Origin of the sequence: Maridesulfovibrio zosterae DSM 11974, assembly GCF_000425265.1 — a bacterium.
In the GTDB taxonomy this organism is placed as follows: domain Bacteria; phylum Desulfobacterota; class Desulfovibrionia; order Desulfovibrionales; family Desulfovibrionaceae; genus Maridesulfovibrio; species Maridesulfovibrio zosterae.
This window is the reverse complement of the sequence record NZ_AUDC01000015.1, coordinates 1-10,946: the sequence shown is the minus strand read 5'-3', so window position 1 is coordinate 10,946 and position 10,946 is coordinate 1. Positions and strand designations below refer to the sequence as shown.

General features: G+C 44.5%; 11 protein-coding genes. All 11 read right to left on the bottom strand.

What is annotated here, in order from left to right; translation table 11 throughout:
• Nucleotides 1-168: 168 nt before the first annotated feature.
• Complete coding sequence (locus tag H589_RS0109205) at nt 169-627, bottom strand: ferritin family protein (RefSeq protein WP_027721746.1); 459 nt, start codon at nt 625-627, stop codon at nt 169-171.
• An 18-nt stretch (nt 628-645) separates the two neighbouring features.
• Nucleotides 646-849, bottom strand: coding sequence for a hypothetical protein (locus H589_RS19525; RefSeq protein WP_035075671.1), 204 nt, complete (start codon nt 847-849; stop codon nt 646-648).
• A gap of 11 nt (nt 850-860) precedes the next feature.
• Nucleotides 861-1,895, bottom strand: coding sequence for an FAD:protein FMN transferase (locus H589_RS0109195; RefSeq protein ID WP_051249693.1), 1,035 nt, complete (start codon nt 1,893-1,895; stop codon nt 861-863).
• 123 nt (nt 1,896-2,018) lie between these two features.
• Nucleotides 2,019-3,245 (bottom strand): NADH:ubiquinone reductase (Na(+)-transporting) subunit F, encoded by a 1,227-nt coding sequence (gene nqrF, locus H589_RS0109190; protein WP_027721744.1) that lies wholly within the window; start codon nt 3,243-3,245, stop codon nt 2,019-2,021.
• Nucleotides 3,246-3,309: 64 nt separating this feature from the next.
• Complete coding sequence (gene nqrE, locus H589_RS0109185) at nt 3,310-3,918, bottom strand: NADH:ubiquinone reductase (Na(+)-transporting) subunit E (RefSeq protein ID WP_027721743.1); 609 nt, start codon at nt 3,916-3,918, stop codon at nt 3,310-3,312.
• An 18-nt stretch (nt 3,919-3,936) separates the two neighbouring features.
• The gene (locus H589_RS0109180; RefSeq protein WP_027721742.1) at nt 3,937-4,554 is read right to left on the bottom strand and encodes an NADH:ubiquinone reductase (Na(+)-transporting) subunit D; all 618 of its coding nucleotides are present in this window, start codon (nt 4,552-4,554) and stop codon (nt 3,937-3,939) included.
• A complete protein-coding gene (locus H589_RS0109175) occupies nt 4,547-5,326 on the bottom strand; it encodes a Na(+)-translocating NADH-quinone reductase subunit C (RefSeq protein WP_027721741.1) in 780 nt (259 codons plus the stop codon). The genes H589_RS0109180 and H589_RS0109175 overlap by 8 nt, the downstream gene beginning before the upstream one ends.
• The gene (locus tag H589_RS0109170; RefSeq protein ID WP_035075663.1) at nt 5,319-6,518 is read right to left on the bottom strand and encodes an NADH:ubiquinone reductase (Na(+)-transporting) subunit B; all 1,200 of its coding nucleotides are present in this window, start codon (nt 6,516-6,518) and stop codon (nt 5,319-5,321) included. Before H589_RS0109170 ends, H589_RS0109175 begins: the two co-directional genes overlap by 8 nt.
• 6 nt (nt 6,519-6,524) lie before the next feature.
• Nucleotides 6,525-7,868 (bottom strand): Na(+)-translocating NADH-quinone reductase subunit A, encoded by a 1,344-nt coding sequence (locus tag H589_RS0109165; RefSeq protein WP_027721739.1) that lies wholly within the window; start codon nt 7,866-7,868, stop codon nt 6,525-6,527.
• 390 nt (nt 7,869-8,258) lie between these two features.
• Entirely contained in the window at nt 8,259-9,467 is a 1,209-nt protein-coding gene (locus tag H589_RS0109160) for an MFS transporter (RefSeq protein WP_027721738.1), read from the bottom strand.
• A gap of 1,284 nt (nt 9,468-10,751) precedes the next feature.
• Nucleotides 10,752-10,946 (bottom strand): hypothetical protein (locus H589_RS20995; protein ID WP_035075661.1); only part of this gene is annotated, 195 nt, incomplete at its 5' end.

Here is a 10,946-nt window from a genome sequence, read left to right as displayed (position 1 = left end):
GAAATGTATTGATGCTGGTGGGCTTAAGGCTGTTACAGTGACTGCTGTAGATGAACTGATAGTTAGAAAAGAATTTGTGTATGAAGTTATTATAGTTTTGATCCCCGCTCAGCTTATCCAGCCGAGCGGGGGGGGGAGTGTCAGTTCTAGCTAATAAAGCATTCCTGTTTACATGGTTTCGATTTTGAGCGCATTTTTAGCCATCTTATTTTTTTCTTTTTTCTCCATTTCAAGTAAACCTTGAAAAACCTTAGTGACCTCATCAGGAACTTCCTTATGAAGCATGGCTTCATAAGTTTCGAGCAGGCATTGGTCCAGTTCTACGGCAACCTTGATTATTTGCTGGGCAGTCATATCGGGGCCGAGATTGGCATTAAAAAACGGAGTAAGGTCACACTCCTTATTCACATACATAAACCATGTGTTCAGTATGTTTTCGGATAGATCTGCCTCATATTCTTCCAAAATTGCAGCTAAATTGTCTTGGTGGCGACTCATATATTCAAGAAGGATTTTGACTCTTTCTTTTTCAACCTTGTCGGATAAATTCTGGTAAAAATCACCCAACTTTCTGTGAAAAGCCTTGACCTGATCAATAACATCTTTTGCGGTCTGGACTGTTGTCATATCGGTTCTCCTGATAGCCTATAGAAATGGCTTGGGTGAATGAGTTTCATCAGTTTTTTTCTTATCAAAGTCATACTTGCCGCATCTGCATCCTGAACCATCTCCGGCCTGAATAGACCCTTGACATGAGCCTCTTATACAGTTGCGTTTAAATATAATTCCAATAGCCAGGCCTGCAAAGGCCAGAGCGAAAATTGTGATTGCCATCATGAGAGTTGTCATGATTTATCTCCTCACTTCAGATTTTCGTGTTTGGGGAAATCGCCCGTTGCGATTTCAACGAATCCATCGGCGGTTTTCACAATGAAAAAGGCGGACAGGTTTTCTTTTTTGGCCATTTCGACACCTTTCTCAGGGCCGAGCACTGTTATACCTGTTGCGAGAGCGTCGGCGCGAGTGCATGTGTCGTTCATGACACTGACCGAGACCAGCTTATGGGTAATCGGCCGTCCTGTGGTTGGGTCAAGAATATGAGAGTAGCGTTTGCCATCTACTTCAAAATAGTTCCGGTAATCTCCTGACGTAGCCATCGCTTTATCTGTGAATGATATTACGGCTTGAACAGATCTCTCCATGCTCACCGGTTTTTCAACGGCTATTCGCCATGGAACACTGCCTGGTTTTGTTCCCCTAGTCCTGATTTCGCCACCTATCTCTACCATGAAGCTGGGTATGTTCCGGCTTAAAAGCCAATTGCTGACTGCATCAACGCAATAGCCTTTAGCTATGGCGGCCAGATCAAGGGTTAAACTTGGATTAAGTTTTTTGAGTGCCGGAGGATCAGTGCGAACTTCAATAAACTGTGAACCAACATTTTGTAATGCTTTTTTGATGTCAGCACCACTGGGCACAACATCGGGACGTTTATCCGGTCCAAAACCCCACAGGTTGACCAGCGGGGCCACGGTTATGTCGAAAGCCCCATTCGTTAATTCATTTATTTCTTTAGCTGTTTTAACTACTTCTGCCAGTTCTGGGGATACGGGAAACCATTTAGAATCGTGCAGAGCGTTAAAACGTGATAGTTCGGAATCAGATTTGAACAGGGACATAGCCGAGTTTACTCTGGACACGACCTGATTAATCCCTTTGTCCAGATCTTTAGCTGATATGTTGTCAGGGAGATCGAAAGCCACTATGGAATACATCGTGCCAATTGCTTTTCCCCGAAGCTTCACGGGTTGCGGCTCTCCGCTGCACCCACTGACCGCGGTCAGCAGGATGAGTAGTACAGCGATTTTTTTCAATAATCCCGAAAAGCATTTCATTCATTTGTCCTTTAATTACAAATCTCTTAAGGTTATCGATTCAGTTGTTTTTTTAATGGTTCCCGTGGCTGGAAAACAGTTTCTTTTCCAGCCACGGTTTTTTTGTCAACTTCTATCGCCGAATTAGGCTCCGAAGTTGTCGTACATAATATTTTCTTTTTCCACCCCTTGAGACAAGAGCATGTTTTCTACGGCAGATGCCATCATCGGCGGTCCACACATATAGAATTCACAGTCTTCTGGCGCAGGGTGCTGTTTAATATAGTTGTCGTACAGAACCTGATGGATGAAGCCTGTGTAGCCAGTCCAGTTATCTTCAGGCAAAGGATCAGAAAGTGCTACATGCCATGTGAAGTTCGGACACTCTTCGGCGAGTTTATCGAACTCTTCCACATAGAACATTTCACGCAGGCTTCGTGCTCCATACCAGTAGCTGACTTTGCGAGTGGTACTGAGGCGTTTGAGTTGATCGAAGATGTGCGAGCGCATAGGGGCCATACCCGCTCCACCACCGATAAAGATCATTTCTGCATCTGTATCACGGGCAAAGAATTCGCCGTAAGGACCGGAGATAGTAACTTTATCACCAGGCTTCAGACTGTAGATGTACGAGGACATTTGTCCGGGAGGGGAGTCCGGCGCAAATGGCGGCGGCGGACAAACGCGTACATTAAGCATTATGATACCTTTTTCATCAGGATAGTTGGCCATGGAATAAGCTCTGACAATTGGCTCTTTGACCACTGAGGTATAGCGCCACAGGTTAAACTTATCCCAGTCTTCTTTGAATCTGTCTCCAACTTCAAAATCCTTGTAGTGGACAGTGTGGGCTGGAGCTTCAATCTGAATGTAACCACCTGCACGGAAGTCGACATTTTCACCATCAGGCAATTGCAACGTTAGTTCTTTAATAAATGTAGCACGCGGGATATTGGATTTGACCGTGCACTCCCATTTTTTGATATCAAAGATTTCAGCCGGAACTGCAATCTTCATGTCCTGTTTGACGTTTACCTGACAGGCAAGACGGGTTCCCTCACGGGCTTCACGTTTGCTGATGTGAGATGTTTCTGTCGGCAGAATGTCTCCGCCGCCTTCATGGACTTTGCATTTGCACTGACCGCATGATCCACCACCACCGCAAGCAGAGGGAACGTAGATCTCTTTTTCGGCCAATACGCCAAGGAGTTTGGCTCCCGGTCTGACTTCAATAGTCTTTTCCGGGTCTCCGTTAATTTCGATGCTCACCTCGCCGCTCGGGACAAGTTTTGCCCGGGCAAGCAGGATGAACACGCACAGCGCAAGAACTACGCCGGTAAACATCGTTACGCCGAGTATTATTTCAACCATGGTTCTTCACTTCCCATAGTTTGACGGTTCTTAAACAAGTGGGCGCAAGACGCACCCAAAGCTCCTACATCTGAATGCCGGAAAACGATAGGAATCCAAATGACATAAGACCTACCACGATAAACGTGATGCCGAGTCCCTGAAGTTCTTCCGGTACATCCGAGTACTTCATCTTTTCGCGGATACCGGCCAGCACAACAATGGCCAGCGCCCAACCTACACCGGAACCGAAACCGAAGGTCACGGATTCAGTAAAGTTGTAATCACGTTCGACCATAAAGAGAGATGCTCCTAATATGGCACAGTTAACAGTGATCAGCGGCAAGAAGATACCCAAGGCGTTATATAGCGAGGGCACATACTTATCGAGAGCCATTTCCATAATCTGGACGATAGCTGCGATAACTCCGATGTATGAGATCAGACCGACAAAGGTCAGGTCGGTATCACCGAACCCGGCCCATGATAATGCTCCTTCGCGCAGGAAGTAGTTATAAAGCAGGTTATTGACCGGGACCGTAATCGTCATAACAACGACAACAGCCACTCCCAGACCCATAGCGGTAGCAACCTTTTTGGACACAGCCAAATAGGTACACATGCCCAGGAAGAAGGCCAGCGCCATATTTTCGATAAAAATCGATTTGACGAATATATTAATTAAGTGTTCCACAGCTCACTCCTTTCGGGCTTAGCGCTTGTTCTTCCGCTTTTCATAAGTGTTCACAGACCATATGAGCAGTCCGATGATGAAGAATGCGCTTGGTGGCAGAAGCATAAGTCCATTCGGTTCGTACCAGCCGCCTTCGGAAGACAGCTTAAAGATACTGAGGCCGAACAGTTTGCCTGATCCGAACAGTTCGCGCAAAAAGGCGACTGTCAGAAGTATAAGTCCGTATCCCAAACCGTTACCGATACCATCAGCAAGGCTTAGTTTCGGCTCATTTTGCATGGCAAATGCCTCAGCACGGCCCATAACAATGCAGTTAGTGATAATCAGTCCGACGAAAACGGATAACTGTTTGCTGACCCCGTAGGCGAAGGCTTTAAGGAACTGATCTACTATGATTACCAGTGTGGCAATGATAGTCATCATGACAATGATGCGGATGCTGGATGGAATGTGCTTTCGAATAGCACTTACCGATACGTTTGATGCTGCGGTAACAAAAGTTACTGCAAGGCTCATAACAAACGCCGTTTCCAGTTTGGTGGTAACAGCCAGAGCAGAACAAATCCCGAGGATCTGGACGGCAATTGGATTATCTTCCAGAAGCGGTTTGAGCAAAACTTCTCTGAATTTAGCCATTATTATCGCCTCCCTCTTTTGCTAGCCGCTCGAGGTATAGCTCAAAGCCGCCTTTGCCCAGCCAGTATTGAACCAGATTAGCTACACCGCGTGATGTCAGGGTGGCACCTGCTAATCCGTCTATTTCATACTCGGCTTTAGGATCGCTGGGATTGACAGTCCCTTTAACTACATCGATAATCGGCTCACCTTTGTCGTTATATATTTTTTTGCCTACCCACAGACTCTTCCAGTCAGAATTATCAACTTCGCCACCTAGGCCAGGAGTTTCACCGTGTTCGTAGAAACCGAAGTTCTTGACTGTGTTGAAATCAGGAGCAAGAGCTATAAATCCATACATTGTAGACCATAATCCTTTACCGTGGATTGGCAGTACAATGCGTTTGAGCTCGTTGCCGTCTTTCAGCAGATAGACACTGGCATATTTGGAACGGTGTCCAATGCCAGCCTTATCTTTATCGGACGGGATAGCAACGCTGGATGCCGGATCTTTGGCTGCCTTACGCTGATCAAAGGTGGCTGCATCCATATCTACGTATTCGCCTGTAGACAGATCAACCACTTTAGGTTCGATCTGTTTATAAAGTTCATCTATTGATGCATCTTCATCATAGATACCGGCAGCTTTGAGAATGTTCTCCTTGCGCTCCTGAACTTTGTTTTCTTCCTGAATGGATTTTAAACCGACAGCTGCGGTAGAAACAAGCAGTGAGCATACAAGGCACAGGGAAAACGCCACAACAAGTACATTTTTCGTGGAATCGTTAGACACTGCGCACCATCCTACGTTTTATATTACCCCGCATGACAAAGTGGTCGATAATTGGGGCAAATACGTTACCAAAGAGAATTGCCAGCATAACACCTTCGGGATAGGCCGGGTTGACTGTTCGTATCAGAATAATCATTATTCCGATAAGTGCCCCGTAATAGTATTGCCCTTTGGGAGTCATTGAGGATGAAACCGGGTCAGTAGCCATGTAGACCATACCGAAAGCCAGACCGCCCATAACGAGATGCCACAGAGGGCTGACTGTCATCATAGGGTTGGTTGCACTTCCAACAGCATTGAATATAATAGCTATAGAGAAAGCACCGGCGAGGATGGAAACCATGATCCGCCAGGAGGCAATACCTGTTATGCAGAGAACTACTGCACCGATAAGACATGCCAAGGTTGACGTTTCACCTATTGAACCGGGAATGGTTCCTATAAAACAATCCCACCATGAATATTTGGCCATGACAGCACTGAGTCCTCCGCCGGAGGCTAATGCCAGAGGAGTTGCACCGGAGTAACCATCTACAGCAACCCATACACTGTTACCTGATATCTGAGCCGGATAGGCAAAGAAGAGGAAGGCACGGGCTAGTAAGGCCGGGTTAAGGATGTTCTTTCCTGTACCACCAAAGATTTCCTTACCTATTACAACACCGAAACTGGTTGCCAATGCCAACTGCCAGAGTGGAATATGCGGAGGAACTATAAGTGGAATGAGTGATCCTGTTACAAGGAATCCTTCGTTTATTTCGTGTTTGCGGATAACAGCAAACAGAGTTTCCCAAAATCCACCCACGATATTGCAGACAATATAAATCGGGAAGAAGTATAGAGCGCCCAAAATAACATTGGATGCAAAACTTGCTGGATTTGCTGCAAGGCCAAGAAGATGCATTACGCTCCAGCGCCAGCCGGTACCTGCTTCAAGTCCCATTACAGAAAGTGCTGAATTGGCTTGATATCCAGTGTTCCACATGGCCATGTAGAAACAGGGTATCAGAGCGAAAACAACGGTAATCATGACTCTTTTCAGGTCGATGGCATCTCGAACATGCGGGGCACCCGAACTGGTCTCGGGAGGGGAGAACAGGAAGGTATCCACCATCTCGTAGAGCGGATAGTACTTTTTGTACTTTCCATCTCCGGTGACAGCATCATGTATTTTATTAAGCAAAGTACTCATAAGATCTTATCCTTCCTTCTCGATAAGAGTGAGGACTTCGCGCAGCATCTGCCCGAAATCGTTCTTGCCGCAGTCCACGAAGGACATGAGGGCGAGATCTTCCTCATCGAGTTCCAGGCAGCCAAGTGCCTGAGCTTCGTCCGTGTCCATGACTGCCAGAGCACGCACAAGATATGTCGGCAGGATATCAAGAGGCATAACCTCGTCGAATGCTCCTGTCGGGAAGATTGCTCTGTGACTGCCACCTAATAAGGTATTCAGTGCAAAGCGTTTTTTATTCTTGAGGTAGGCTGACAAAAACACGGGCTTGATCGAAAACTTGTCTTTACCAGGTGCCATCCATCCCAGAAATTCGCGTTTTCCGCCTTCGGATAAAGCTGTAATCTGGTTGTGGAAGCGGCCTAAAAAGCCAAGTGGACCTTCGGCTTTGAAGCCGGAAAGGACTGATCCGGAAATAACACGGACATCTCCGGCCATGATTTCTCCGGCGAGTACGTCATCTAGTCCTGCTCCTATGCGGGTCTTGATGATGCGTGGTTGTTTGACCATAGGACCGGCCAGAGAAATGTATCGCTCGGTCGGAAGCATGCCGGTGGTGAAAAGCTTACCGAAAGCAATGACATCCTGATAACCAAGATGCCAAACAGTTTTCTGCGGTCCAACCGGATCAATAAAGTGAATGTGAGTTCCAACAAGTCCAGCAGGGTGCGGGCCTGAAAAAAACTGCATTTTCACTTCCTGAATAAGCGGTAAGGCAAAATCGTCTGTTGCACAGACATGAATTTCACCTTCGGTTAGTCGTGTAAGGATTCTAAGACCGGCCTGCCATGCTTCAGAATTTTTCCAGATGATTGTGGAAGGGGTTGCGGCCAGTGGATTAGTATCCATAGCCGTGACAAAAATGGAATGTGGAATTGAGTCCAGAGATGGAGTTTTGCTTAGTGGACGCGTACGAAACGCAGTCCACATTCCGGAATTAACCAGATTATCGACTACGTCCTGACGGTCAAGATCAAGCAGCTTTTCCGAATCATATTTCGGAAATTCCACAGCTCCGGCTGTCTCGTCGAGTTCGATGACCACAGATTGTAAAATTCTGCGTTCACCTCGATTGATGGCAACGACTTTACCAGCCCCGGGAGCCGTAAAAACGACGCCTTCGATCTTTTTATCGGAAAAGATCGTTTGGCCGAGTTTTACCGTATCGCCCACAGCTACAGACATGCTCGGCTTCATGCCGACATAATCTCCGCCAAGAACAGCTACGGTCCGTGGGGAATTTCCTTCAAAGAAATCCAGCACAGGCTCGCCCGAGATAGGAATGTCGAGTCCTTTCTTGAGTTTTATCATGGAAAATACACCTTGTCCCTAAAGGTTGAACGGACTTTAATTCGGGTGCAACTGATCGACACGCATAAGCGTTAGCGCTTAAGCGTATCCTGTGTGGGCGGGCTGATATTTCATCTATCTCCTATGTGTTCCGAAAGCAGATGTTCGGATGAGTGGGACGTACACATGGAGAATTTTGCGTTGGTTTAACAACCTATCTACAAGAATTTAATACGTCAAGAGTTTGTGAAAAAATACCCATCGTAACTGTGAATAAATATTAATTTTTCAGCTATAGAAGTGTAAATAATGGGTTTTATAGGTATTCATATTTATAAATAGTTACATGCAGGTCTAATGTTTATTCGTTGATTTCTTAAATGATATTATAGAAAGTATGTCCCGCGCAAATCACTCTACATTTAATTTCTTATTCAAAATCAGAAAAGTAGGTAGCAGGCACAATCCCCCAAAAAGAGCTGTCAGTTCAAAGGCGTCGGATATACCTCCGTACTCCGCGGCAAATCCTGCTAGACTGGGGCCAAATACAAATCCAAGATTGGATGCGCCTAGAAATATTCCCATGATACTGCCTTTGGACGATCCCATGTCGACGGCAAGTGACATGGAAGAGGGAAGTGACAGAGCTGATCCAAGGCCCATCGTCACCGACAGGCAGGCAAAGAACCATAGCGGAATAGACTGTCCAAAGCCGAAAAGACATGCTGAGCACAGTCCCATGCCTAGAAAAGTGAGTCCGGTTTTGTCACGTATGTCGGCCCATTTACTAGTGACGGGCATACCAATGATAATGATTATGTTGGGTAGCGCAAACAGTATCCCTGCAAGAATACCACTTAATCCAAAGCGTTCATTAATTAGTCGGGGTAAAAATGTTATGATTACTGATGACCCCATAGTTCTTCCTAACACAGCTAAGAGAAGAGCTATAAAAGTAATGTTACGCCATGGTGGTCCTTCTTTATCCTTGGCGGATTTCATTGTGTGAAGCGGTGATACAAATTTTGCCCGAAGGAAAAATAAAAAAGTTAGTCCCATACCTATACAGGGGCAGGCAAGGGTCAGGGTATTGATGCCCCCCTGAATATTTATAGCAGCTCCGCCTGCCAGCGGACCGAATATAAGGGCTGTATATAGGCATGTATTGTATGCACCGAATAATCGACCTCGTTTATTTTGAGGCACGCATTCTCCTAGAATAGACATGCTTACGGGTTTGATTATTCCAGCACAAAATCCCATACAGATCTGTATGATGCCAAGAGCCTCATTTATAGGAAAAAAATAATAAAGTGTAGGAATTGCGGTTCCTGCAGCTGAGGCTATAAGCAGAAGCGGCATGGCTCCGATAAAATCTGCTCCATAACCGGCAAGTGGAGCAAGAACTAAACGGGCAAGAAAATAGCCGGAAAATGCAAGCCCAAGCCATGATGGCGATAACCCTGCTGACTGGGCATTTACAGACAAGGCGAACGTGAAAGCTCCGACTCCTAAAGTGGAAAAGAAAGCTGATCCAAGAACCCCTTGTGCTGTCCGTCGTTTTGACTCAGAGCATTGGTCCAAACTGCTTAGCCGGAAATAATTAAAAAGTCTTTTCACTCTGTAATCTCCTCGCATATCAGTCATTATAAATGCTGAAATTATCCTGAGTTGTGGACCTGTTGCTTCGTTTAATCACTTCGATACAACAGAGTTAAGCAGGCTTGTCAATGATGATGACTGTAGCTCGTAAGATAATGTATATATGGATATGAAAACTGAATTTGGGTTATTGGCATGTATTGCTTCCAGTGGAACTAAAAAATGTTACCACAGAAGATATTTTTGGCAGTATATCAGCTAACTATTAGGTTAGATAAGATTAATAATTGAAGTGTGTTATTTTGACTCATTTGAATGAATAAGATGTGTAAAAAAGTCACTTCGAATTAAGTTGTTGAAATAACTTGATAATTATTAGGGTTAAACCTTTTAATAGTTATTTATATGGAGTCCATGGTTTTTAACCGATAATACTCGGGGCAATTATAAAATTATTAAAAATAACAAGTGTCTGATATTAATGGCTAAATTATTTGGTGCGTATTTTGCTTATATTATAAAACCCTGCGTTGGGTGGGCTGTTGTATGCAAAGTATCTAGTGGGGATACTTTTTATTTAAATAGAAGAAACCATCGGAGTATGTACAACAATTGTAGTTTAAAAATTATTTGTCTTTTATCCTAAAGATCGCTTTTTGTGATGCTTTGAAATCATTTCAGAGTAATCTAGTAAATAGATATAGCATAAAAGCAGTAAGAAGATGATAATCTTGTTGCTGCTGATATTAGGGTCTTTTCTATATTGTATTACCATCTCGCAAAAGAATGTTTTGCGAAAGAAACGTTTTCTGAAGCTGCAGTTCTCGTAGGCTTTTCCATAGCGCGATAACTTTCATGAAGACATATAAAAGAAAAAGGTTTGCACCTAACTGGGTGTAAACCTTTTTCTTTTTATAATTGAAAAATGTTTTTTATGTTTCATTATAGTTCTATTAAACAAAGCGACGTAACTCCAATGGAATAAGCTAACAATTCTCTATCTTTTCTCGGCAGGTCTTTCTTCATATCTAATTAGTAGAGAGCTATACTCTTTAAGGGCAGTTTTTGATGAGTCTTATGAACTCATTTTTAATGCGTAGTGAAGAGTTCTTGCACTTTGAATGTTTTCTGTCAGTGATTACATTTCATCAGAATCATATACGATAATCCAGTGTGATGGAAATCCCAAAGAATAATTCAAAAAGCAGTTGACGTGGCGGTGTGTTTTATCTAGAACCTCTTTCTCGGCTGAGTGCGGCCTTAAGTGGCACAGCGCAGCTGAGATTTTTTTTGACTGACCGGTCATAAAATGGTTGACTTCTGGATCGGGTTCACATAGTTTCCCAATCCGCACTGAGCGAAAACGCAAGGTGTTGAGATCATTGAATAAAAGTTTAATTGAGCAGCAGGCTGAGCGGATATCTTGAATAGATGACGCGAGCTGGTTTCGGAAGGTTTTGCTGGACGGAGCTCAGGAAAAACTTTTAAAAAGTGATT

Bases quoted from the DNA above. Each gene is read 5' to 3' on its own strand.
- H589_RS0109205 (WP_027721746.1), bottom strand. From the start codon at position 627: ATGACAACAGTCCAGACCGCAAAAGATGTTATTGATCAGGTCAAGGCT.
- H589_RS19525 (WP_035075671.1), bottom strand. From the start codon at position 849: ATGACAACTCTCATGATGGCAATCACAATTTTCGCTCTGGCCTTTGCA.
- H589_RS0109195 (WP_051249693.1), bottom strand. From the start codon at position 1,895: ATGAAATGCTTTTCGGGATTATTGAAAAAAATCGCTGTACTACTCATC.
- nqrF (WP_027721744.1), bottom strand. From the start codon at position 3,245: ATGGTTGAAATAATACTCGGCGTAACGATGTTTACCGGCGTAGTTCTT.
- H589_RS0109180 (WP_027721742.1), bottom strand. From the start codon at position 4,554: ATGGCTAAATTCAGAGAAGTTTTGCTCAAACCGCTTCTGGAAGATAAT.
- H589_RS0109170 (WP_035075663.1), bottom strand. From the start codon at position 6,518: ATGAGTACTTTGCTTAATAAAATACATGATGCTGTCACCGGAGATGGA.
- H589_RS0109165 (WP_027721739.1), bottom strand. From the start codon at position 7,868: ATGATAAAACTCAAGAAAGGACTCGACATTCCTATCTCGGGCGAGCCT.